This is a genomic window from Pseudomonas turukhanskensis (genome assembly GCF_027922365.1).
GTDB lineage: Bacteria > Pseudomonadota > Gammaproteobacteria > Pseudomonadales > Pseudomonadaceae > Aquipseudomonas > Aquipseudomonas turukhanskensis.
On record NZ_BSFN01000004.1, the window covers coordinates 303,237 to 325,212 of the forward strand.

22 protein-coding genes are annotated in these 21,976 nt (G+C 61.3%); 14 read left to right on the forward strand and 8 right to left on the reverse strand.

Annotated features, from left to right (window positions below):
- From PKE98_RS10025 to PKE98_RS10060, 8 genes are all read left to right on the forward strand, one after another.
- A complete protein-coding gene (locus PKE98_RS10025) occupies positions 1–1,236 on the forward strand; it encodes a glycosyltransferase family 4 protein (protein WP_271195134.1) in 1,236 nt (411 codons plus the stop codon).
- Complete coding sequence (locus PKE98_RS10030) at positions 1,233–2,090, forward strand: dTDP-4-dehydrorhamnose reductase family protein (RefSeq protein ID WP_271195135.1); 858 nt, start codon at positions 1,233–1,235, stop codon at positions 2,088–2,090. Before PKE98_RS10025 ends, PKE98_RS10030 begins: the two co-directional genes overlap by 4 nt.
- Before the next feature lie 51 nt (positions 2,091–2,141).
- Complete coding sequence (locus PKE98_RS10035) at positions 2,142–3,152, forward strand: polysaccharide biosynthesis protein (protein ID WP_271195136.1); 1,011 nt, start codon at positions 2,142–2,144, stop codon at positions 3,150–3,152.
- Positions 3,145–4,272 carry a non-hydrolyzing UDP-N-acetylglucosamine 2-epimerase gene (gene wecB / locus PKE98_RS10040; protein WP_271195137.1) on the forward strand — a complete coding sequence of 376 codons (1,128 nt, stop codon included), beginning with the start codon at positions 3,145–3,147 and terminating at the stop codon, positions 4,270–4,272. Before PKE98_RS10035 ends, wecB begins: the two co-directional genes overlap by 8 nt.
- Before the next feature lie 8 nt (positions 4,273–4,280).
- Positions 4,281–5,243, forward strand: a complete 963-nt coding sequence (locus PKE98_RS10045; RefSeq protein WP_271195138.1) for a UDP-glucose 4-epimerase family protein — start codon at positions 4,281–4,283, stop codon at positions 5,241–5,243.
- Positions 5,240–6,250 carry an MraY family glycosyltransferase gene (locus tag PKE98_RS10050; protein WP_271195139.1) on the forward strand — a complete coding sequence of 337 codons (1,011 nt, stop codon included), beginning with the start codon at positions 5,240–5,242 and terminating at the stop codon, positions 6,248–6,250. Before PKE98_RS10045 ends, PKE98_RS10050 begins: the two co-directional genes overlap by 4 nt.
- Positions 6,251–6,340: 90 nt before the next feature.
- Positions 6,341–8,344, forward strand: a complete 2,004-nt coding sequence (locus tag PKE98_RS10055) for a polysaccharide biosynthesis protein (protein ID WP_373877840.1) — start codon at positions 6,341–6,343, stop codon at positions 8,342–8,344.
- A gap of 69 nt (positions 8,345–8,413) precedes the next feature.
- Complete coding sequence (locus PKE98_RS10060) at positions 8,414–8,746, forward strand: ComEA family DNA-binding protein (RefSeq protein ID WP_271195141.1); 333 nt, start codon at positions 8,414–8,416, stop codon at positions 8,744–8,746.
- Positions 8,747–8,810: 64 nt separating this feature from the next.
- Here the strand turns inward: PKE98_RS10060 and PKE98_RS10065 are convergent, their stop codons facing one another.
- The 3 genes from PKE98_RS10065 to PKE98_RS10075 all read right to left on the reverse strand — a co-directional run bounded on the left by PKE98_RS10065 (position 8,811) and on the right by PKE98_RS10075 (position 10,770).
- The gene (locus tag PKE98_RS10065; RefSeq protein WP_271195142.1) at positions 8,811–9,239 is read right to left on the reverse strand and encodes an organic hydroperoxide resistance protein; all 429 of its coding nucleotides are present in this window, start codon (positions 9,237–9,239) and stop codon (positions 8,811–8,813) included.
- A 151-nt stretch (positions 9,240–9,390) separates the two neighbouring features.
- Positions 9,391–9,831: a MarR family winged helix-turn-helix transcriptional regulator gene (locus tag PKE98_RS10070; RefSeq protein WP_271195143.1), complete on the reverse strand. Its 441-nt coding sequence runs from the start codon at positions 9,829–9,831 to the stop codon at positions 9,391–9,393.
- A gap of 84 nt (positions 9,832–9,915) precedes the next feature.
- Complete coding sequence (locus PKE98_RS10075) at positions 9,916–10,770, reverse strand: LysR family transcriptional regulator (RefSeq protein WP_271195144.1); 855 nt, start codon at positions 10,768–10,770, stop codon at positions 9,916–9,918.
- 151 nt (positions 10,771–10,921) lie between these two features.
- Between PKE98_RS10075 and PKE98_RS10080 the strand changes: the two genes are divergently transcribed.
- The 3 genes from PKE98_RS10080 to PKE98_RS10090 are packed head-to-tail and all read left to right on the forward strand — an operon-like array spanning position 10,922 to position 12,881.
- Positions 10,922–11,173, forward strand: coding sequence for a DUF1127 domain-containing protein (locus tag PKE98_RS10080; protein WP_373877834.1), 252 nt, complete (start codon positions 10,922–10,924; stop codon positions 11,171–11,173).
- A 30-nt stretch (positions 11,174–11,203) separates the two neighbouring features.
- Positions 11,204–11,692, forward strand: coding sequence for a DUF3291 domain-containing protein (locus tag PKE98_RS10085; RefSeq protein ID WP_271195146.1), 489 nt, complete (start codon positions 11,204–11,206; stop codon positions 11,690–11,692).
- On the forward strand, positions 11,664–12,881 hold the full coding sequence (locus PKE98_RS10090) for a winged helix-turn-helix domain-containing protein (RefSeq protein WP_271195147.1): 1,218 nt from the start codon (positions 11,664–11,666) through the stop codon (positions 12,879–12,881). Before PKE98_RS10085 ends, PKE98_RS10090 begins: the two co-directional genes overlap by 29 nt.
- A gap of 369 nt (positions 12,882–13,250) precedes the next feature.
- On the opposite strand, the gene PKE98_RS10095 is transcribed toward PKE98_RS10090, so the two are convergent.
- Genes PKE98_RS10095 through PKE98_RS10105 form a run of 3 tightly spaced genes read right to left on the reverse strand, consistent with a single transcriptional unit; the run spans position 13,251 to position 17,317 of the window.
- Positions 13,251–14,858 (reverse strand): arylsulfatase, encoded by a 1,608-nt coding sequence (locus tag PKE98_RS10095; protein WP_271195148.1) that lies wholly within the window; start codon positions 14,856–14,858, stop codon positions 13,251–13,253.
- Between the two features lie 30 nt (positions 14,859–14,888).
- Positions 14,889–15,728: an ABC transporter ATP-binding protein gene (locus PKE98_RS10100; RefSeq protein WP_271195149.1), complete on the reverse strand. Its 840-nt coding sequence runs from the start codon at positions 15,726–15,728 to the stop codon at positions 14,889–14,891.
- A complete protein-coding gene (locus tag PKE98_RS10105) occupies positions 15,725–17,317 on the reverse strand; it encodes an ABC transporter permease (RefSeq protein ID WP_271195150.1) in 1,593 nt (530 codons plus the stop codon). The genes PKE98_RS10100 and PKE98_RS10105 overlap by 4 nt, the downstream gene beginning before the upstream one ends.
- 343 nt (positions 17,318–17,660) lie before the next feature.
- On the opposite strand from PKE98_RS10105, the gene PKE98_RS10110 reads away from it, so the two are divergent.
- Positions 17,661–18,704: an ABC transporter substrate-binding protein gene (locus PKE98_RS10110; protein WP_271195151.1), complete on the forward strand. Its 1,044-nt coding sequence runs from the start codon at positions 17,661–17,663 to the stop codon at positions 18,702–18,704.
- Between the two features lie 103 nt (positions 18,705–18,807).
- Here PKE98_RS10110 and PKE98_RS10115 read toward each other — a convergent pair whose 3' ends face one another.
- A complete protein-coding gene (locus PKE98_RS10115) occupies positions 18,808–19,245 on the reverse strand; it encodes an Lrp/AsnC family transcriptional regulator (protein ID WP_271195152.1) in 438 nt (145 codons plus the stop codon).
- Positions 19,246–19,394: 149 nt separating this feature from the next.
- Between PKE98_RS10115 and PKE98_RS10120 the strand changes: the two genes are divergently transcribed.
- Positions 19,395–20,300 (forward strand): DMT family transporter, encoded by a 906-nt coding sequence (locus tag PKE98_RS10120; protein ID WP_271195153.1) that lies wholly within the window; start codon positions 19,395–19,397, stop codon positions 20,298–20,300.
- Between the two features lie 58 nt (positions 20,301–20,358).
- Here the strand turns inward: PKE98_RS10120 and PKE98_RS10125 are convergent, their stop codons facing one another.
- Positions 20,359–21,339, reverse strand: coding sequence for an alpha/beta hydrolase (locus PKE98_RS10125; protein ID WP_271195154.1), 981 nt, complete (start codon positions 21,337–21,339; stop codon positions 20,359–20,361).
- Positions 21,340–21,545: 206 nt separating this feature from the next.
- On the opposite strand from PKE98_RS10125, the gene PKE98_RS10130 reads away from it, so the two are divergent.
- A complete protein-coding gene (locus PKE98_RS10130; protein WP_271195155.1) occupies positions 21,546–21,959 on the forward strand; it encodes a MarR family winged helix-turn-helix transcriptional regulator in 414 nt (137 codons plus the stop codon).
- Positions 21,960–21,976: the final 17 nt, after the last annotated feature.

Here is a 21,976-nt window from a genome sequence, read left to right on the forward strand (position 1 = left end):
GTGAAAATCCTCGTCCTTTCCCAATACTTCTGGCCCGAACACTTCATCATCAACGACATCGTGCGCCTGCTCGACGAGCAGGGCCACACCGTGGTCGTTGCCACCGGCAAGCCCAATTATCCTGATGGCGAGGTGTTTGAGGGCTACCGGGCGATGGGTACCCAGCGTGAGCGTTATCTGGAGCGCATAGACGTGGTCCGCGTACCGCTGTGGCCGCGCGGGCAGGGTGGGGCGAGGAATCTGCTGCTCAATTACCTGTCCTTTATCGCCTCGGGCCTGGTCTTTTTGCCTTGGCTGCTGCGCAAGCGTGAGTTCGACGCCATCCTGGTGTTCGCCCCGTCGCCGGTGCTGCAAACCATTCCGGCCATCCTGCTCAAGTGGCTGAAAAAGGCCAAGCTCGCCCTCTGGGTTCAGGACCTGTGGCCGGAAAGCCTGGCGGCCACCGGGTTTGTGCGCAATCGCCATGCGCTGCGCGCGGTGGGTTGGCTGGTGCGGGCGATTTACCGTGGCTGCGACACGTTGTTGGTGCAGTCGCGCGCGTTTATCGAGCCGGTTGCGCGTTATGCCGACCGGAGCAAGGTTGTGTATTACCCCAATTCCCTCGATGTGCGCCCCAGTGCGACGCAGGCGAGCATCCCGCCGCTGCTCAGTGAGGTACTGGCGAACTATTTCTGTGTGGTGTTTGCCGGCAACCTGGGCACTGCGCAAGCCTTGGAAACGGTGGTGCAGGCCGCCCACAACCTGCGCGATGATCCGTACATTCGCATTGTGCTGGTGGGCAGCGGCAGTCGCCTGGGCTGGCTCAAGGCGCAACAGCAGGCGCTGGAGTTGGATAACCTGATTCTGGCCGGGCGCTACCCGGCCGAAGCCATGCCGGAGATTTTTGCGCAGTCCGCGGCGCTACTGGTGTCGCTGAACGATGAAGAGGCGTTTGCGCAGACCATCCCCAGCAAGATTCAGGCGTACCTGGCGGCAGGCCGGCCGATTCTGGCGTGCATGAACGGCGAGGGCGCCCGTGTGGTCACCGAGGCCGGCGCCGGGTTGGCTTCGCCGGCACAGAAAGTGCTGCCGCTGGTGGCCAACATTCGCCGCTTGCAAGAGTTGGACGCGGCGCAACGGGAGGCCATGGGCCGCTGCGGCCAGGCCTACTTCCAGGCTAATTTCGAAATGAACAGCCAGGTGCGCATCCTTGTGGAGCACCTGGGCCGCCGCGTTGAAGAGGATGGCAGCAAATGAAAGTTCTGGTTCTGGGCGCATCCGGCATGCTGGGCAATGCCGTGTTCAAGGTGTTTTCTGCCGACGCCAGTCACGAGGTATGGGGCACGTTGCGCAGCACGGCGGCGGTCGCCGCGTTCGCGCCGGCCTGGCGTGATCGCCTGCTGTCGGGTGTGGATGTGCTCGACCAGGACGCGCTGCTGGCGGCATTCGCCAAAACCCGCCCGCAGGTGGTGATCAACTGCATCGGTTTGATCAAGCAACTGGCCGATGCCAAGGACCCGCTTACCGCCTTGCCGATCAACGCCATGTTGCCCCATCGCCTGGCCCGCCTGTGCGAAGTGGCCGGCGCGCGGCTGATTCATGTGAGCACCGATTGCGTGTTCTCGGGCAAGCAGGGTGGTTACCTGGAGAGCGATCCGTCGGACGCGGATGACCTGTACGGCAAATCCAAGTACATCGGCGAGCTGCACGATGCGCCACACGCTATCACCTTGCGCACCTCCATCATCGGCCACGAACTGGGCTCCAGCTATGCGCTGGTGGATTGGTTCCTGGCGCAACAGGGCAGCGTGCGCGGCTTCAGCAAAGCAGTGTTTTCCGGGTTGCCTACTGTGGAGCTGGCCCATGTGATGAAGGACTACGTGCTCACGCACCCTGAGCTCAATGGCCTGTATCATGTCGCAGCCGAGCCGATCGCCAAGCTCGATCTGCTGCAACTGGTGGCGGCCGCGTACGGCAAGCAAATTGCTATCAACCCGGATGCCGCGCTGGTGATTGACCGCTCCCTGAACGGCTCGCGATTTGCCCAGGCCACCGGCTACCGCGCGCCGGCCTGGCCGGAGCTGATTCGGCGCATGCACGCGCAGCGTTAACACGAGTTCAAGCGGCCGGATGGCCTGCTCATTTTTGATCTGGAAGATTTTATGTTCGACGACAAGGTATTGATGATCACCGGTGGTACCGGTTCCTTTGGCCACACGGTGTTGCGGCGCTTCCTCAATACCAGCGTGCGCGAAATTCGCATTTTTTCCCGCGATGAGAAAAAGCAGGAAGACATGCGCATCGCCTTGGCTAACGACAAGGTCAAGTTCTATATCGGTGATGTGCGCGATTACGACAGCCTGGCCCAGGCCATGGTCGGCGTGGACTATATCTTCCACGCGGCGGCGCTCAAGCAGGTGCCGTCCTGCGAGTTCTATCCCATGGAAGCGGTGCGCACCAATGTGCTGGGCACTGAAAACGTGCTGAACGCCGCCATCGCGACCGGCGTGAAGCGCGTGGTGGTGCTCAGTACCGACAAGGCGGTGTACCCGATCAACGCCATGGGCATTTCCAAGGCCATGGCGGAAAAGCTGATGGTCGCCAAGTCGCGGATGATTCCGGCCAGCGGCCCGGTTATCTGCGCCACCCGTTACGGCAATGTCATGGCTTCGCGCGGTTCGGTCATTCCGCTGTTTGTCGAGCAATTGAAGACCAACGAGCCGCTGACCGTGACAGACCCGGAAATGACCCGCTTCCTGATGTCGCTGGAAGATTCGGTCGACCTGGTACTGCACGCCTTTGAACATGGCCAGCAGGGCGATCTGTTTATTCAGAAAGCCCCGGCCTCCACCGTGGGCGATCTGGCCCAGGCGCTTAAAGAGCTGTTTGGCAAAGACAACACGGTGAAGGTGATCGGCACTCGCCACGGCGAAAAGCTGTACGAATCGCTGGTATCGCGCGAAGAAATGGCCAAGGCCGAAGACATGGGCCGGTATTACCGCATTCCCGCCGATAACCGCGACCTCAACTACAAAAAGTATTTTGTCGAGGGCGAGCAGCGCATCTCTGAGCTGGACGATTACACCTCGCACAACACTGCGCGCCTGGACGTTGCCGGCATCAAGAGCCTGCTGCTGAACCTGGACTACATCAAGGCAGAGCTCAATGCTTAAGGTCATGACCCTGGTGGGCACCCGCCCCGAACTGATCAAGATGAGCCGCGTGATCGCCGAACTGGACCGGCAGGTGAACCATGTACTGGTTCATTCCGGGCAGAACTATGATTACGAGCTGAACCAGGTCTTTTTCGACGACCTGGAAATTCGCAAGCCCGATTACTTTCTCGGTGTGGCCGGCGACACCGCCGCCAAAACCATCGCTGAAGTGATTGCCAAGGCCGATGAAATTTTCGAGCTGGAAAAGCCCGATGCGCTGATGCTGTACGGCGACACCAACACCTGCCTGGCGGTGATTTCCGCCAAGCGTCGCAAGATTCCCGTGTTCCATATGGAAGCCGGCAATCGCTGCTTTGATCAGCGCGTGCCCGAGGAACTTAACCGCAAAGTTCTCGACCACCTCAGTGACATCAACATGGTGCTCACCGAGCATGCGCGCCGCTATCTCATAGCCGAGGGTATCCGCCCCGAAACCATCATCAAGACCGGCTCGCACATGGCCGAGGTGCTCGACTACTACCGGGCGAAAATCGAGCAGTCCGATGTGCTCGAACGCAGCGGGCTTGAGCAGGACAAGTTCTTTATCGTCAGCGCCCACCGCGAAGAAAACGTCGACACCCCGGATAACCTGCGCGACCTGCTGGCTACGCTGCGCGCGCTGGCTGATGCGTATGGTTTACCTCTGATCGTGTCCACTCACCCGCGCACCCGCAAGCGCTTGGAAGCACTGGGCGAGTCGCTGGACCACCCCTTGATCCGCTTTGTAAAACCCTTTGGTCTGCTGGACTACATCAAACTGCAGATGTCGGCGTTTTGCGTGCTGTCAGACAGCGGCACCATCACCGAGGAAGCCTCGTTGCTGAATCTTCCGGCGGTAACGCTGCGCAATGCCCACGAGCGCCCGGAAGGCATGGACGAAGGGACTCTGATCATGAGCGGCCTGAAAGCCGGCGCCGTGATGGATGCGGTACGCGTGGTGACCAGCCAGCACGTGCGCGGCGAACGCAAGGTGCCATTGGTACCCGATTACCAGGGCGGCCCGGTGTCGCTGCAGGTTGTGCGGGTGGTACTGAGTTATACCGACTACATCAACCGTACCGTCTGGCACAAAGACTGAGCTGCGTAATGCGTGTTTTATTGACTGGCGCGAGTGGCTTCGTTGGGCGCGCCGTGCAGGAACGTCTGTTGGCTGAAGGTGCCTACAGGGTGCGCTGTGCTTTTCGCACGCTGCCGGCCATAGTCCAGAGCGATGTAGAGGCCTGCGCGGCGCCGGACCTGGGGCCGGACGCTGACTGGTCGGCCGCACTGTCGGGCATGGATGCGGTGATTCACTGCGCGGCCCGGGTGCATGTGATGCGCGAGCAGGAAGCTGATCCGCTGCAGGCGTTTCGCCGGGCGAATGTCCAGGGCACGCTGCAACTGGCGCGTCAGGCGGTGCAGGCGGGTGTTCGGCGGTTCGTTTACCTCAGCTCTATCAAGGTCAATGGCGAGGCCACCCAGCCAGGGCAGGCTTTTCACGCCGACGATAAACCCGCGGCTAACGACCCGTACGGCCTGTCCAAACTGGAAGCCGAAGAAGGGCTGTTTGCGCTGGCTCGAGAGACCGGGCTGGAGGTGGTCGTGGTACGCCCGCCGCTCGTTTACGGGCCAGACGTGAAAGCCAACTTTCTCAGCATGATGCGCTGGTTGCACCGCGGCATACCCTTGCCCTTCGGCGCCATCAACAACCGCCGCAGCCTGGTGGCCGTGGCTAACCTGGCCGACTTGCTGGCCGTGTGCCTGGTCCATCCTGCCGCGGCGGGCCAACGCTTTCTGGTAAGCGATGGTCACGACCTGTCCACCTCCGAGTTGTTGCGCCAGCTGGGTGCCGCGCTGGGTCGTCCGGCGCGGTTGCTGCCGGTGCCGCAACGCTGGCTGGAAGGCGGCGCCCGCCTGCTCGGCCGGGAGGACATGGGCCGCCGTCTGTGCGGCTCGCTGCAAGTGGATATCAACAAAACCCGCGAGCTATTGAATTGGCACCCGCCTATAGCGGTTGAGCGTGGCCTGGCCAGCGCCGCCGCGCGTTATCTGGACAGTCAAAACAGATGAATATTTTTGTTGTGGCGGCGCTGGTAGCCGTACTGGCCTGGGCGCTGACCCTGGCATTTCGTCGCTACGCGCTGGCCAGCAGCCTGCTCGATATTCCCAACGCTCGCAGCTCACACACGGTGCCCACGCCTCGTGGCGGCGGCGTGGCCATTGTGCTGAGCTTTCTGCTGGTATTGCCGCTGTTGGCCTGGTGGGGTGATATCAGTTGGCCGCTGGCCTGGGCATTGCTCGGTGGTGGCGGCTGCGTCGCGGTGGTGGGGTATCTCGATGACCACGGTCATATCGCTGCGCGCTGGCGCCTGCTTGCGCACTTTGCTGGCGCGGTGTGGGCACTTTTCTGGTTGGGCGGCCTGCCGCCTGTGCAGGTGGGCGGGGTGGTGTTCGACCTGAATTGGCTGGGCCATGTGGCGGCGGCTTTTTATCTGGTCTGGCTGCTCAACCTGTACAACTTCATGGACGGTATCGACGGTATCGCCGGGGTTGAGGTGGTGACCGTATGTGGCGCCGGGGCATTGCTGTATGGACTGCTGGGCTTGCCGGAGATGGCCGTGTTGCCCTTGTTGCTGGCGGCGGCAAGTGGCGGATTTCTGTACTGGAATTTTCCGCCAGCGAAGATCTTCATGGGCGATGCCGGTAGCGGTTTTCTCGGGCTGGCGCTGGGCATTCTTTCACTGCAGGCCGCATGGGTGGCACCACAATTGCTTTGGAGCTGGCTGATTCTGCTGGCGGTGTTTATTGTGGACGCCACCTGGACCTTGCTCCGCCGCCTGCTGCGCGGTGACAAGGTGTACGAAGCGCACCGCAGTCACGCTTACCAGTATGCCTCCCGTCGCCACGGCCAACACAGGCTGGTCACCCTGGCGGTACTGGCCTTGAATATAGGCTGGTTACTGCCGCTTGCGGTCTGGGTGGCTGTGGGCGGCCTGGATGGTGTCGCGGGCTTTGTATTAGCCTGTGTTCCGCTGGTTTGGCTGGCGGTCAGATACGATGCAGGGAAGCAAGAGTGATAAACACTGCCGCTGACAGGGGATGGGTCAACATGGATCGGAGCGAATGTGACGGGCAAAAACGGTAAAAGCGGTAAAAACGGCATTCAGCTGCGTGAGCGCCTGGTAGGTCTGCGTCGTCGTTACAAGCGTCTTCTGCAAGTGTGTACGGATGTTGTGCTGGTGTGGCTGTCGTTGTGGGGTGCCTTTGTCGTGCGCCTGGGCATAGATCGGCCAATCGATCCCGTCGGCGATTACGCGTGGTTGTTTCTAGCTGCCCCTGTCATTTCCATTCCCATCTTCATCCGTTTCGGCATGTACCGGGCGGTCATGCGCTACTTCGGCAATGAAGCCCTGGTGGCCATCTTCAAAGCCGTGTCGTTGTCGGCCTTGCTGCTGGGGTTGTACATCTATATGTACCGCGCCAACGTCATGGTGCCACGCTCCGTAGTGTTCAATTACTGGTGGCTGAGCCTCCTGATGATCGGCGGTCTGCGCCTGTTCATGCGTCAATACTTTCTCGGTGACTGGCTATTGGCCGGTCAGCATGTTCCGTTTTTTCGCCAGAACGACGGGCTCACCAAGGTGGCGATATACGGCGGCGGTTCGGCCGGTAATCAGTTGGTCGCGGCCCTGCGCATGGGCAAGAGCATGCGCCCGGTGGCCTTTATCGACGACGATGAAGGCATCGCCAATCGCGTGGTGGCGGGGTTGACCGTGTATACCTCGCGCAAGATTTCCCAGTTGATCGAGGAAACCGGGGCGCAGGAAGTGCTGCTGGCCATTCCTTCGGCGTCCCGTTCGCGGCGGCGGGAAATTCTCGCCGCCTTGGAACCCTATCCCGTGCATGTGCGCACGGTCCCTGGGTTTTCGGACCTGGCCAGCGGCCGGGTGAGTGTCAGCGATCTGCAGGAAGTGGATATCGCCGATTTGCTCGGGCGCGATGCGGTACCGCCGCGCGCTGATTTGTTCGAACGCTGCATTCGCAACCAGGTGGTGATGGTGACAGGGGCCGGTGGTTCCATCGGCTCCGAGCTGTGTCGGCAAATTCTGTCCTGCGCACCAACGGCGTTGGTGCTGTTTGAACACAGCGAATACAACCTCTACAGCATTCAGACAGAGCTGGAAGGGCGCCTGCGCCACGAAGGGCTGAATATCAGGCTGGTGCCGATTCTAGGCTCGGTGCGCAATTGCGAACGGCTGCTGGATGTGATGCGCACCTGGGGCGTCAACACGGTGTACCACGCGGCCGCTTACAAACACGTGCCCATCGTTGAGCACAACGTGGCCGAGGGCGTGTTGAACAACGTGGCGGGCACCCTGCAGACCGCCCAGGCCGCTGTGCAGGCAGGCGTGGAGCACTTTGTGCTGATTTCAACCGACAAGGCGGTGCGGCCCACCAATGTCATGGGCAGCACCAAGCGGTTGGCAGAAATGACTCTACAAGCCTTGAGCCTGGAAAAAAGCCCGTTGTTGATGGGCGCCAAGGCGAGCACGCCGCCCAACCGCACGCGCTTTACCATGGTGCGTTTCGGCAATGTGCTGGGCTCGTCGGGCTCGGTCATTCCGTTGTTTCGCGAGCAGATCAAGCGTGGCGGCCCCATCACTGTGACGCACCCGAATATCACCCGCTATTTCATGACCATCCCCGAAGCTGCGCAGTTGGTTATCCAGGCCGGTTCCATGGGGCGGGGCGGGGATGTCTTCGTGCTCGACATGGGCTCGCCGGTAAAAATTGCCGAGTTGGCGGCGAAAATGGTTCACCTGTCTGGCCTGACGGTACGCAATGAGCAGAACCCCCAGGGTGATATCGCCATCGAGTTCACTGGCCTGCGCTCTGGCGAGAAGCTCTACGAGGAGCTGCTGATTGGCGACAACGTCAGTCCCACCGAACACCCGATGATCATGCGTGCCGATGAAGAACACCTGCCCTGGTCGGTTTTCAAGGAAGTGTTGAATGAGATCTTTCTGGCGGTGGAGCGTGATGATTACGAGCGCCTGCGAGAATTGCTGCGAGAACACGTGAACGGCTATGTGCCGGAGCGCGAAATCGTTGATTTAATTCATAAAAAACGTATCGAGGCACCGCCGCCGAGTGATTTGACACTGCATTGAAGCTGCCCATAAGTTGGCCACCGCAGGGCGCTAAATGCCCTGCGTAACCAACTTTCAAGGAGTTTCATCATGCGTATCGGATACGTCTCTTCGCTGTTGTTTGCAGCCCTCGCGTTTTTCTCCATCGGCACTTCTGCGGCCGAGCCTGTGAAGGTCGAACCTGCCCAATCCGCCGTCGCCCAGCCTGCCCGGGCGCCGGTAGCGGGCGCGCTCAACCTCAATACCGCCGACGCACAGGCGCTACAGACTGGCCTGATCGGGATTGGTCAGGTCAAGGCGCAGGCCATCGTCGAGTACCGCGAAGCCAACGGCCCCTTCACCTCGGTGGATGAGTTGCTGGAAGTGAAGGGCATTGGTGCCTCAACACTGGAGAAAAACCGCGCTCGGTTGAGCCTCGACTAAGCGCCGCTGCAATGCAAAAAGGCCGATCTAAGATCGGCCTTTTTGCGTTCGTTACCCAGGAAAATCAGACAGCGATATTCAGGGTCACCTGGATATTGCCACGGGTGGCGTTGGAGTAAGGGCACACCTGGTGAGCGGCATCTACCAGGGCTTGCGCTTCATCGCGGTCGAAACCTGGCAGGCTGATGTTCAATTCCACTTCCAGACCAAAACCGCCCGGGATCTGGCCAATGCCTACCTTGCCAGTGATCGAGCTGTCGGCAGGCAGTTGTTTTTTCTGCTGGCCAGCCACGAATTTCAGGGCGCCGATAAAGCAGGCCGAGTAGCCGGCAGCGAACAGTTGTTCCGGGTTGGTTGCTTCGCCACCTTGGCCGCCGAGCTCACGCGGGGTGGTCAGTTTTACGTCGAGAATGCCGTCGGACGACACAGCGCGGCCGTCGCGGCCACCGGTGGCAGTTGCAGTGGCGGTGTACAGGGCTTTGATGGTTTGCATGGTGATTCTCCAATAAGTTCGTCTGTTTGCTTGCTAAATGTTTGTGCACTAAGCAGTGCGTGAGATGAAAGTTAGTGTCTATTTAGTTTGCGCGCAAGATAAATAATTGGATTGATTTGATCTAAAAAACTGCTTAATCGGGAATAAGCGTCTAAACCGCCTTGTGCAGGGCGTCGCGCAGAGTTACCAAGTCGGATTTCAGGCCAAGCAATTGAGCAGGTTGCTGCTGCGAGGCTTTCAGAATGCACGCCGGAATGCTCAACGCCTGCTCTTGCAGGGCGCGGCCCTTGTCAGTGAGGTGCAGTTGCACCACGCGCTCATCCTGGCTGCTGCGGGTGCGCGTTAGCAGGCCTTCGGCTTCCAGGCGCTTGAGCAGGGGCGTGACTGAGCCGGGGTCGGTCAGCAGATGCTGGCTCAACTCGCCAACGGTAATGCCGTCGCCTTCCCACAACACCAGCATGGCCAGGTATTGCGGGTACGTGAGGTTGAGCGCCTGGAGCAAGGGTTTGTACACCTTGGTCATCATCAGCGAGGTGGAATACAGCGCAAAGCACAGCTGGTTTTCCAGTTTGAGCTGTTCGGGAGTGGCCATATAAAGCTCCTGCTGAATAGATGAGACCGAGACGGGCGTAACGTTAGCGCGCTTGAGTTTAATGCGCCATGTTTTGGCAACACCCTATATCCGGAACCCTTCGACAATATGTTCGGCCAGGCTTTCACTGACCGGCGACTGCGTGCGCGTATTGCGTAGCAACACGATGCTGCACAGCGGCAGCTCCGGCAGGCCTTCGGCTTTGCCCAGAATGCGCAGATCGGGGGTAATCAGGCTTTGCAGTTGCGCGGTCACGGCAAGACCTGCACTCACCACCGCCATCAGCGCCGACAGGCTGGGGCTGGTGTACGCCACCCGATACTCGCGGTCCAGGGTTTCCAGGGCATTGCACGCCCACAGCCGACAGAAACAGTCACTGTTGAACATCGCTAGCGGCATAGGTGTTTGCTCATGGGGGCTGAAGCCCAGGGCTTCGGCCCAGACAAAGCGTTCCTGACGCAGCAGCTGGCCAATTTCATCCCCGGGCATGCGGGTGACGATGGACAAGTCCAGATCCTGACGCTGCAACAGCTGCGCGGACGACTCGCAATGCACCTCCACCTGCACCATTGGGTAAGCCTGGGCGAAGCGCGACAGAATCCCGGGCAGAAAGCGCATCACGTAGTCGTCCGGCGTGCCGATGCGCACCGACCCCACCATATGCGGCTCGCGCAAGGTATTAATCACCTCGCCATGCAGCTTCAGAATACGCCGCGCATACCCCAGCAACACCTGGCCCTCGGCCGTCAGCCGCACCTGGCGGCCATCGCGCTCGAACAGTGCGCGCTGCACAACGTCTTCCTCCAGGCGCTTCATCTGCATGCTCACCGCCGACTGTGTGCGGTTTACCGCTTCGGCCGCGCGGGTAAAACCGCCCAGATCGGCGATGGCCACAAAGGTGCGTAACAGTTCGCTGTCGATGCCGACATAGCTACTCATTGGGTGATTCTCGATTCATCAAGTCAGGGAATGGGTTGCATAAGAAACATTCGTTGGATTGATCTTATCCGTGGGCAGAAACTTGCGCCATCCCCTAAGCGCAGCAGTTCGTCGCACACCTTACGGGGCACTGCACATGGAGAGCTCAATGATGAAAGCGCAAAAAGGTTACGCCATCGCCGCCGCACTGCCACGGGCCAAGGGAGGGCCGCGGAGCAGCCTGCTGGCCCGACTGTGGAAGCAAGTGAAACGCTGGATCCAGTTGGCCGAGCAACGCCGGCTGCTGGCGAGCATGCCAGACGCCGCGCTCAAGGACCTGGGGCTGTCGCGGGCCGATCTGGAGCAGGAAGTGGCGCGGCCATTCTGGGACGATCCCCTTAGCCGCAAACACGAGCACCGCTAAACTGAACTAGAGCCGACCAAGGAAGAGCGCATGTACCACCTGGCACAAGTAAACATTGCCCGCACCATTGCCCCGCTCGATGACCCATTGATGCGGGGCTTTGTCGAGCAACTGGACCCCATCAACCAGTTGGCCGAACGCAGCGAAGGCTTTGTCTGGCGCCTGCAAACGGAAGAGGGCGACGCCACCTCCATTCAGCTGTTCGCCGACGACCGCATCATCGTCAATCTGTCGGTGTGGGCCTCGTTTGAGGCGCTGAAAAACTACGTGTACAGCGGCGATCACCTGACCGTGCTCAAAGCCAAAAAAAGCTGGATGGAAAAGCTCGACATGCCGTCCCTGGCGCTGTGGTGGTTACCCGTCAATGAGCTGCCCACGGCGCAAGACGCCAAGCGCCGTTTGGAGCACTTGGCAAAAAATGGCCCGTCATCGACTGTATTCACCTTCGCCAGGCCCTATCCTGCACCTCACGCTCAAGCAGGTGCAGCCGATGTCCAAACCGCTCTCCCTCTCCCTTAAGCAGGCCCGCCGTCTGGCGCTTAGCGCCCAGGGTTTTGCCGGCCGCAGCCGCGCTGGCGAGGTCAAGCCGGCGCGCCTCAACCAGTTGATCGACCGCCTGGGCGTGGTGCAGATCGACTCGGTAAACGCTGTGGTGCGCTCGCACTACCTGCCGCTGTTTTCCCGCCTGGGTGCATACGACCATCGCCTGCTGGAACAAGCGGCCTGGGGCAGTGGCAAACGTCGCATCTTGTTCGAATACTGGGGCCACGAAGCCTCGCTGCTGCCCCATACGCTTTACCCGCTGATGCGCTGGCGCATGCGACGCGCCGCGCAGGGCGAAGGCATTTACAGCCAGTTGGCGCAGTTCGGTCGCGAACACCAGGATGTGGTGCAGCGCGTACTGGCCACTGTGCGCGAGCAGGGTGCCACCGGTGCCGGTGCGCTCAACACGCGGGTGGAGCGCGCCGGCCCGTGGTGGGATTGGAGTGCGGAAAAAATGGCCCTGGAATGGCTGTTCGCCGCCGGTGAAGTGACGGTTGCCGGACGGCGTGGTTTCGAGCGCCTGTACGACATCCCCGAACGCGTGCTTCCCAGCGCCTGGCTTGATCACCCCGACATTGCCGAGGCCGATGCGCAACGTCAGTTGCTACTGCACTCGGCCGCTGCCTTGGGCGTGGCGACCGAAAAGGATCTGCGCGACTACTTCCGCCTCGACCCTAAGGACAGCCAGGCACGACTGGCAGAGTTGGTAGAGGCGCGCGCCTTGTTGCCGGTAGCGGTAGAAGGCTGGGCCAAACCCGCGTACTGCCTACCCGACTTGAGCCTTCCGCGCGCGGTGAAGGCCTCGGCATTGCTGTCGCCCTTTGACTCACTGGTGTGGGAGCGGGCGCGTACCGAGCGGCTGTTCGACTTCCGCTACCGCCTGGAGATTTACACGCCACAGGCCAGGCGCGTGTACGGCTACTACGTGCTGCCGTTTTTGCACAACGAGCGACTGGTGGGCCGTGTGGATGTACGCGCCGAGCGCAGCAGCGGTCGCTTGTTGGTGCATGCGCTACATGAGGAGACGGTGGGGCTGGATGAGGAAGGCGTACACGCCCTGGCGCGCAATCTGCTGGATATGGGGCGGTGGTTGGGGTTGCCGGAGGTGTGGGTGAATTGTCCGAAGGTGGGGAGTGAGCGGTTGCGGCTGGCGTTGGATAGCTAGGGGAGCCTTACCGCGATCGCGACAACAACCGCGTACCAGTTCCCTCGCCCCCTTGGGGGAGAGGGTTAGGGTGAGGGGGTAGCGATCTTGGGTGTGGCGCAATTAACAGCCCCTCACCCCCGGCCCCTCTCCCGCACGCGGGAGAGGGGAGCAGAGCAGTTGAGTTTGTTTTGACCCGCAGCTCCGCCCTGCGAAAGGGAAAGGTAGTCTTACCACGATCGCGACAACAACCGGGTACCAGTTCCCTCGCCCCCTTGGGGGAGAGGGTTAGGGTGAGGGGGTAGCGATCTTGAGTGTGGCGCAATTAACAGCCCCTCACCCCCGGCCCCTCTCCCGCACGCGGGAGAGGGGAGCAAAGCAATTGAGTTTTTATGGCGAAAACGGCGACTTGCTCAATACCACCCCGGTCTCCGCCACATACTGATACCAATGCTCCAGCAGCTCTTCCAGCTTCTGCGGTTGGCTCTGCGCCAGGTCGTGAATCTCGCCGGGGTCTTTGCTCAAGTCGTACAACTGCCAAGTAGCAGGGCCTACCGGCGCCGGCAGAAACACCGCCTTCAAATCGCCCTTGCGAATGGCGCGCATGCCGAACAACTCCCAACCGGTCACGGTGTTTTCGTCGTGAATCTGCTCGGTCTCGCCACTGAGGTAACCCAGCCAGGATTTCCCGCGCGGCTCGGCCACCTCGCGGCCTTGCCATTTCTTGCCAGGGTGGCGCACGCCCGCCAGGTCGAGAATGGTTGGGGTAATGTCCATCACCGTGCTGAACTCGCGCACGATCTGGCCCTGGCGTTCAAACCCCGGGTAGCGCACCAGCGCCGGCACACGAATGCCACCTTCGGTGGTAAATGCCTTGTACAGACGCGACGGCGCAGTCGCCGCCTGGGCCCAACGGGGGCCGTACCAGACGTAGGAGTTGGCGCGGCCAATGTTCTCCAGGCTGTTGTCGTAGTACGTATCCAGATAGGTCAGCAGGGTTTCGCCAAACAGCGGGAAGGCTTCCAGCAGCAAGCCTTCGGCGCCGTTATCGGACATAAACAGCACAAAGGTGTTGTCCAGCTCCCCTTGCTGACGCAGGTAGTCGACAACCCGGCCGATGTTCCAGTCCATGCGCTCCACCATGGCCGCATAGGTCTCCATGGTGCGGGCCGAAATCGCCCGTTGCTCATCGGTGAGCTGCTGCCATTCCTTGTTTTGCGCCAGCACCGGGTGGGCTTGCACATCGTCGGCGACCAGGCCCAGTTCCTTGAGCTTGGCCAGGCGCTCCTGACGCAGTACTTCGGGGCCAGCGTCGTAACGGCCTTTGTAATTGGCCACCACCTCTGCCGGCGCTTGCAGCGGCCAGTGCGGGGCGGAGAAGGGCAGATAGGCAAAGAACGGACGCGCCTGGTCGCGCTCTTTCAGGTACTGCAGCAGCTTGTCGCCGAAGGCATCGGAGGAATAGAAGTCGTCCGGAAGTTGGTCGACGAATTGGTCGTCTTCGATATAGAGCACCGGCGTGCCCTTGATGATGCCAGGCGTGTTTTCGTCTTCCGGCGGCTCGTAGCCGTAGTGGTTGGCAGCGCCCGGCAGCAGTGAGAACGAACGCTCGAAGCCACGGGCATGGGGCGCCAGATCGGCCGTCAGGCCCAGGTGCCATTTGCCTGCCATCAGGGTTTGGTAACCCGCCTCGCGCAGCAGTTCCGGCAAAGCCACCACGCGGTCGTTCAGGTAACCCTCGTAGCCGGGTTTGCCTTGCTGGTCCGGGTGAATGGCTTCGGCCATGGCGCCGATACCGGCGATATGGTGGTCGGTGCCGGTCAGCAGCATCGAGCGGGTGGGCGAGCAGGTGGGCGCGGTGTGGAAATCGGTCAGGCGCACACCAGCGGTGGCCAGGGCATCCAGGTTGGGCGTGGCAATCTCGCCGCCAAAGGCGCCAAGGTCGGAAAAGCCCAGGTCGTCCGCGACGATCACCAGGAAGTTGGGGCGTTTACTCATGGCAGACAGTCCTTTCTCAATAAGCCGGAATCAGTAGGCGATATAGGCCAGCGGCAAGTCTTCGACGCGCACCACGGGCGGCGCCACGTACTCGCCGTCGTGGGTCAATTCGTGCAGCAGTTCTTCGCGCAGTTGGTGAAATTCAAAGCTTGAACGGGTGCGTGGGTGTGGCAAATCGATGTCGACGATGCGCTTGATCCGCCCGGGGCGTGGCTCCATTACCACCACGCGGTCGGCGAGAAAAATCGCCTCTTCCACGTCGTGGGTCACCAGCAGGGTGGTGATCTGCGCGCGGCGGCGGATGGCAAGTAGTTCGTCCTGCATCTGTTGGCGGGTCAGGGCATCGAGCGCGCCGAAGGGTTCGTCCAGCAGCAGTATCTGCGGGCTGGCCACCAGGCCACGGGCAATCGCCACGCGCTGAGCCATGCCGCCGGAAAGCTGGTGCGGGTAGGCGCGTTCAAACCCCTGCAAGCCCACCAGCTGAATAAACTCGCTGACACGGCGAAAGCGCTCGGCCTGCGTCAGGTGCTCGTTCACCAGGCCCAGGCCAATGTTCTGTTCCACCGTCAGCCACGGAAACAGACGGTGTTCCTGAAACACAATGCCGCGGTCGCCGCCGATGCCCTGTACCGGCTTGCCGGCGACTTCGATCTGGCCGCGAAACTCGCCATCAAGGCCGACCAGCAAGCGCAGCAAGGTGGACTTGCCGCAGCCGCTGGAACCGACAATGGCCACGAACTCGCCGGGGGCGATATCCAGGTTGAATTCACGAATGGCTTCCAGCTCGCCACCGTCGACGGCGAACTGTTTGCCCACATGGGTAAAGCGCACCAGCGGCGCCGCAGCGGGGGGGAAGGCGAGGGTGGTCATGCGGTTCTCCAGCGCGTGGCGCGCGCTTCGATAAATTGGCCAAGGGCATTGAGGGCAGCACCGGTAAGGCCGATCAGCAGCATCGCGGCCATTACTTGGTCCATGCGAAACAGCTGCTGGGCGCCGATCATCAACGTGCCGATGCCGTAGCCCGAGGCCATGAAATATTCGGCGCCGATGGTGCCCAGCCAGGCATAGATCAGGCCCAGGCGCAGGCCGGCGAAAATGGCCGGGGTGGCGCCCGGCAGAATCAGCAGGCGCAGGCGTTGAAACAGGTTGAGGCGCAAGGCCAGGGCGGCCTCGCCCAGTTGTGGCGACAGGTTGCGTATGCCCCGTTGCGTGGCGACCAGCAACGGAAAGAAAGCCGCCAGGCCGACGAACACCAGCTTGGCCAATTCGCCCAAGCCAAACCACGCCGTCAGCAACGGCACCCAGGCAAAAATCGCGATCTGACGCAGTGCCGACAGGCTTGGGCCGAGCACACGTTCACTGCGGTTCGACAGGCCCAGCACTACGCCGAGTACAAACCCCAGCCCGCCGCCCAGCGCCAAACCTGCGACGGCGCGCACCAGGCTGTGGCCCATGGCGAGCGGCAGGCTGCCATCGGCGAGGCCTTCGTACGAGCTCACCAGCACCTGCCAGGGGCTCACCAGAATATTGCTGTCCACCAGTTGCAAGTGGCTGATGCCTTGCCAGATCGCCACCAGGCCCAGCGGCAGAAAGCATGGCTGCAAGCGCTGCCAGCCGGAGCCCAGTGGGCGACGGCGAAATTCGGCGGTGGGCGGGTGAGGCCAGAACAGCAGCTGACGGTCGAGCAAGGTGATGCCGCGCTCCATCAACACGCCCACCACACCGATGACCAGGATGCACACAAACACCACGTCGAGCATAAACAGCTGGCGGCCCCAGACCATCAGGTAGCCAATGCCTTCGCTGGAAGCCAGCAACTCTACCGCCAGCAAAGACGACCAACCGGTGGCCAGCGCCAGGCGCAAACCGGCCATAAACGAAGGCAAGGCGGCGGGCAGCACCAGCCGCCAGATCAGCAGATGGGGAGGCAGGCGTAGCACCGCAGCGGCTTCTCGCAGTTTGGGCTGGGCATCACGCACACCCACCAGGGTGTGGATGGTCACAGGCACCACCACAGCTTTGACCAGCACCACCAGTTTCAAGGTTTCGCCAATGCCAAACAGCAGCATAAAGAGCGGAATCCAGGCCAGCGTCGGAATCTGCGCCAGGGCCGTAAAGGTCGGGAACACCAGGCGTTCGGCGCGCGGGCTGTAGCCCAGCGTCGCGCCCAGTACAGCACCAATGGCGACGCCGGCGGCCAAGCCCCAGAACAGCCGTTGCAGGCTGATCCATAAGTTGACGAGCAAATCCTGTTGGCCCAGCTCCAGCGCGCTTTGCCACACCAGCGCGGGCGCCGGCAGGGTTTGTGCCGACATCCAGGTATGGCGCGCGGCCAGGGTCCACAGCAGTAATAACAGCGCGGGCACGGCCCAGGGCAGTAAGGCGTGGCGAAGCTTGGCGCCGTTTAGGGCAACCCCTTTCGGTGGTTTGCCCAGGGCCAGAGTGCGGATGGCTGCCATATCACTGAACTCTGTACGCAGGTGCAGTGGACACAGATGCGGTGGACACGGGTGCGGTAGAGGAGGGCTTAGATATATTCTTCATAGGCATATCAAACTCGGTTATCTGCGCATTTAATGGCTAAGAGACCGCATTTAATGGCTGCACCCCGATTGGGGCAAATGCCTTTGTTGAATACTTTTTATGCTTTTCACGCATTCCCGGCGCAGGCCGCTACGCTGACTGTTTATCTCGTTTAGTTACTAAAAAATAATTTAATAGTATTTAAAGTTTTGTACGGGGTATGCCTTATTCGCCGCAACAGCCGGCAGCGTGCCGGCCTATGGCGGGGAGCCTGCTGCTATGAAAGCGTTTTTCGATTCGGCCTTGAGCCTGTTTGCGTCGCCGCTATTGGCCGGCCTGTTGGGCGTGCTGCCCTTTGCTGCCTCTGCCGCACCGGAGCCACTGACCCAAATCCGCATTGCCGTGCCCGACCTCAGCGCCGTGGCTACCCACAGCGGCGGCGGGCTTGTGGATGTGGTGCGCGACCAGCAACTGTTTGAAAAAGCGCTGGCGGGCGAAGGCATCAAGGTTCAGTGGAATTTCTTCAAAGGCGCGGGCCCGGCCATCAACGAAGCGTTCGCCAATGGCCAGGTAGACCTGGCGTACCTGGGCGATCTCGCCGCCATTGTCGGCAGGTCCAACGGTCTGGATACCCGCCTGCTCAGCGCCACGGCGCGCGATATAAAACTGTACCTGGGCGTGGTGCCCGGTTCCGGCATCAAGACGCTGGCGGATTTGAAGGGCAAGCGCGTGGGTATCTTCCGTGGCACGGCGGCGCAGTTGTCATTTGATGCCGCGTTGGTCAGCCAGGGCCTGACCGAGAAGGACCTTAAGGTTATCAACCTCGACTTTACGGCGGCCACGTCCGCCATTGTCGCCAGGCAGATCGACGCAACCTGGGGCGCGTCCAACCTCACCGCCTTGCGTGCTCGGGGCCTGGTGGACATTCCGCTGACCACCAAGGATCTCAATGGCGCCGGCAGCATCCAGAGCGTGCTGGTGGGGGCGGGCGCCTTTGTCGATGCGCACCCGGATATCGTCAAGCGCCTGCTTAAAGCGCAGGAAACCGCTCAGCAATGGGTAAGCGACGAGGCGAACAAAGACGCCTATATCCAGTTGGTATCGACGCTGGCCGGTTATCCGCCGGTGATTCTGCAAAGCGACCTGGGCGACGAAAAACTCGGCCAACTGTTCCAGACCAGACTGGACCCCGAGTTCCTGCGCAAGCTCGACGGCTCGATCAAACTGGCCAGCCAGCAGCGGCTGATTCGAAAGCCGTTCAATACGGCTGAGTGGGTAGCAAAGGAAGTGGTGGCGCCGCAGCCAGCCGTGGCGGCGCAATAGGCGATCATCGGATCGCAGGGATGACGGAGTTTTATGCTGACCCACCGTCGTCCCCGCGCAGGCGGGGACCCAGAATCCTCTGTCGAGCGCAGTACCCAAACCCCTAAGCCATCGGCGGCAACCGCCGCTTCACCGGCGTTTTCTTTACAATCGCCGTATTCGTTTCAGCGTAGTGATTTAGCCGATCAAGCAGGGTATCGAGCTGCTCCATCGAACGCACATGCAGGCGGGCGATAAAGCAGTCATCGCCCGTCACCTTGTCACATTCGGTGAATTCGCCGATGGCTTGAATCTGCCGTTCCACCTCCTGCAATTGCCCAGGCAACGGGCGAATCCGCACGATGGCTTGCAGCTGATAGCCAAAGGCTTTGGCGTCGATATCCACGGTGTAGCCGGAGAGCACACCGCGCTCTTCCAGGCGCCGCAAACGCTCGGCGACGCTGGGCGGGCTGAGGCCGGTAATCTGCGCCAGGGCTTTGAGCGAACGGCGCGAGTCTTCCATCAGGGCGGTGATCAGTTGCTGATCGATTTTGTCGGTCATGGCGCTGTGTATTCAAAGAAGGGTGGTTGGCAAAAATTGCCTTGATAAAAAAGGCTCGCGGCGATTCTAGCCTTGTTTTCGCCATGGAGCTGCCACCGGCGCCCTTGCCATACTTTGCCCACTGAATTGACCAGACAGGGGCACTGAATATGAACACGCCACAGCAGCGCGGCACGGCAGAGATGGTCGCCGCCATGTTGATTTCCGGCACCATTGGCTGGTTTGTGCTGGTGTCCGGGCAGCCCGTGCTGGAGGTGGTGTTCTGGCGGTGCCTGATCGGCGCCGGCACCTTGCTGCTAATTTGCGCCGCCATGGGTTTTTTGCGCCCCGGACTGCTGAGCCGTGTGACCTTTGCCTTGGCGGTGCTCAGTGGCGTGGCAATCGTCGGCAACTGGTTGCTGCTGTTTGCCGCCTATTCACGCGCGTCCATCGCCATTGCCACGGCGGTGTACAACGTGCAGCCGTTTATGTTGGTGGGCCTGGCCGCGCTGTTTCTCGGTGAGCGCATTACTGTGCTGAAGATGGGCTGGTTGGCGGTCGCATTTATCGGCATGTTGGCTATCGTCAGCGCCCATGGGACAGGCGGCAGCAGCGGCGAGAGCTATCTGCTCGGTATCGCCCTGGCCGCCGGGGCGGCCTTTCTGTACGCCATCGCTGCCCTCATTATCAAACGCTTGACCGGCACTCCACCGCACCTGATTGCCCTGATTCAGGTGTGCACCGGCGTGCTGATGCTCGCGCCGTGGATGTATAGCAGCCCGCTGCCGGCCGGCGTTACTGCCTGGGGCAGCCTAGTGACGCTGGGCATGGTGCATACGGGCGTCATGTACGTGCTGCTGTACAGCGCCATTCAGAAACTGCCGACGGCGTTGACCGGCGCCTTGTCGTTTGTTTACCCGATTGCAGCCATTGCCGTGGACTGGATTGCCTTCGACCATCGTTTGACGCTACTGCAATGGCTAGGCGTGAGCCTGATTCTATTGGCCGTAGCCGGCATGCAACGCGGCTGGGGGGTTGAGCGCTGGAAGCCAGGCGCCCGCGCACCGCAGTCGTAGGGTGTGCTCCGCGCACCAGGCGATCGGCTTGCCACCGCAACGGTGCGCTGAGCACACCCTACGGGAGCAGTGTTTTGGCAGTAATCGGCGCAGCAAACAAGGCCGACGAGTCATGGCCGACGCCGTTCACTTGCCACTGCGGGTGAGCGATGGGCGTGCGCCACTGCCGGCCCAACTGCTGCTCATACGCCACATAATTCACTTGCCGTTGCCGGCGCGTGGCGCCCTGTAGCTGGGCAGAGCAGGAGCGGTCCATCACCCTGGCATCGGGGTTGTCGTCATCGCTGCCCACCAGATACACCACATCGCGCTGGGCGTAGCGGCGGAACAACTGCTGCGCGCTCAGCGTGTGCTGAGTGGCATAAGCGGGCAGCTTGTCCAGGCCGTAGCGGTAACGGTTGAAGCCCGGGCAACTGGTTGACGCAGCGGTTTGCAAACGTTGGTTCTGCCAGCGCTGCTGGTCGAAATACAGGTAGGACGACGGGCTGGCCACGCCGTAGCGCAGGTGAATGCCGGTGGCCGCCAGCCGGGTGTCGGCCGTATTGAAGATGGCATAGCGCTGCACCAACTGCCCGCCGGCGGAGTGCCCCACCAACAGCACCTCTTGCAGTGCCGGAAAGCGTTGGCGGTCGCCGAGAAAGGCGAGCAAATCGTCGAGCACCGCGAAGGCCGAAACGCCGCTGAACGAGGGACTGCCATGCAGCCATTGTCCAGCCGCCCAACGCGGTACGTCGGTGGCAGTGTCGGCGTCGGCGTCGGTGAGAAAGTGCGGGGCGATAAGTAGCGTGGTGGAAGCGTCGAGGCCGGCGTTGGTCAGCAAGGCGGTGCCGTTATCGAAATACTCGCCGGCGTTGCGTTTGATGCCGTGCAACATCATGACCGCGCGGGTTACCGGCAGCTCGGTGGCGTCCAGCGCGGCATTGGCATAGACCTCGAACGGGTAGCGTTCCGCGCCGCTGCCAAGTTCGACCAGCTGTGGATTGGCATTGGCGGACAACGTACACAACAGCATTAAACAGCCGAACAGCTGACGACCCATCGACTGCATCTCCGTTTGATTGAGCACTTCGACCGAATGGCGGGGCGGCCGTTCAGTGGGTGCTCAGCATAGTGGTTTGGGCAACTATTCTGGATCCCCGCCTGCGCGGGGATGACGGTGCTGGCTAGAAGAACTTCGGCATTGCTGTGAGGGCGTCACCCTTTTTAATTTGACCTGCCATCCAATGCGGGTATATACACGTATCCATGCTGACTACTCATTGCCTGTGCACCAAACTTCGCCGAGCCGCCCGCAGCGTGACCCGTGTCTACGATGACGCGCTGCACGGGCTGGGGCTCAACGTTGCTCAGTATTCCTTGCTAAGCCATCTGCAACGCCTGGAGCAGCCCAGCATCTCCGCGCTGGCCGAGGCCATGGGCCTGGACCGCAGCACCCTGGGCCGCAACCTCAAGGTGTTGGAAGGCGAGGGCCTGGTGCAGATGGGCGAGGGCAGTGATTTGCGCGCGCGGCAGGTGCAATTGACGGCCGAAGGCCTGGCCCGCTATCAACGCGGGGCCACGGCTTGGCAAGAGGCGCAGGCACAGTTGGCGCTGCGCCTGGGTGCAGAAAAACGTGAGGCGCTCTGGCTGCTGCTGGACGACTTGGAAACCATCGATTGAAACCGTTACGTGGAGCA

Bases quoted from the DNA above. Each gene is read 5' to 3' on its own strand.
- PKE98_RS10030 (WP_271195135.1), top strand. From the start codon at position 1,233: ATGAAAGTTCTGGTTCTGGGCGCATCCGGCATGCTGGGCAATGCCGTG.
- PKE98_RS10035 (WP_271195136.1), top strand. From the start codon at position 2,142: ATGTTCGACGACAAGGTATTGATGATCACCGGTGGTACCGGTTCCTTT.
- wecB (WP_271195137.1), top strand. From the start codon at position 3,145: ATGCTTAAGGTCATGACCCTGGTGGGCACCCGCCCCGAACTGATCAAG.
- PKE98_RS10045 (WP_271195138.1), top strand. From the start codon at position 4,281: ATGCGTGTTTTATTGACTGGCGCGAGTGGCTTCGTTGGGCGCGCCGTG.
- PKE98_RS10050 (WP_271195139.1), top strand. From the start codon at position 5,240: ATGAATATTTTTGTTGTGGCGGCGCTGGTAGCCGTACTGGCCTGGGCG.
- PKE98_RS10060 (WP_271195141.1), top strand. From the start codon at position 8,414: ATGCGTATCGGATACGTCTCTTCGCTGTTGTTTGCAGCCCTCGCGTTT.
- PKE98_RS10065 (WP_271195142.1), bottom strand. From the start codon at position 9,239: ATGCAAACCATCAAAGCCCTGTACACCGCCACTGCAACTGCCACCGGT.
- PKE98_RS10070 (WP_271195143.1), bottom strand. From the start codon at position 9,831: ATGGCCACTCCCGAACAGCTCAAACTGGAAAACCAGCTGTGCTTTGCG.
- PKE98_RS10075 (WP_271195144.1), bottom strand. From the start codon at position 10,770: ATGAGTAGCTATGTCGGCATCGACAGCGAACTGTTACGCACCTTTGTG.
- PKE98_RS10080 (WP_373877834.1), top strand. From the start codon at position 10,922: ATGAAAGCGCAAAAAGGTTACGCCATCGCCGCCGCACTGCCACGGGCC.
- PKE98_RS10085 (WP_271195146.1), top strand. From the start codon at position 11,204: ATGTACCACCTGGCACAAGTAAACATTGCCCGCACCATTGCCCCGCTC.
- PKE98_RS10090 (WP_271195147.1), top strand. From the start codon at position 11,664: ATGTCCAAACCGCTCTCCCTCTCCCTTAAGCAGGCCCGCCGTCTGGCG.
- PKE98_RS10095 (WP_271195148.1), bottom strand. From the start codon at position 14,858: ATGAGTAAACGCCCCAACTTCCTGGTGATCGTCGCGGACGACCTGGGC.
- PKE98_RS10100 (WP_271195149.1), bottom strand. From the start codon at position 15,728: ATGACCACCCTCGCCTTCCCCCCCGCTGCGGCGCCGCTGGTGCGCTTT.
- PKE98_RS10105 (WP_271195150.1), bottom strand. From the start codon at position 17,317: ATGGCAGCCATCCGCACTCTGGCCCTGGGCAAACCACCGAAAGGGGTT.
- PKE98_RS10110 (WP_271195151.1), top strand. From the start codon at position 17,661: ATGAAAGCGTTTTTCGATTCGGCCTTGAGCCTGTTTGCGTCGCCGCTA.
- PKE98_RS10115 (WP_271195152.1), bottom strand. From the start codon at position 19,245: ATGACCGACAAAATCGATCAGCAACTGATCACCGCCCTGATGGAAGAC.
- PKE98_RS10120 (WP_271195153.1), top strand. From the start codon at position 19,395: ATGAACACGCCACAGCAGCGCGGCACGGCAGAGATGGTCGCCGCCATG.
- PKE98_RS10125 (WP_271195154.1), bottom strand. From the start codon at position 21,339: ATGGGTCGTCAGCTGTTCGGCTGTTTAATGCTGTTGTGTACGTTGTCC.
- PKE98_RS10130 (WP_271195155.1), top strand. From the start codon at position 21,546: ATGCTGACTACTCATTGCCTGTGCACCAAACTTCGCCGAGCCGCCCGC.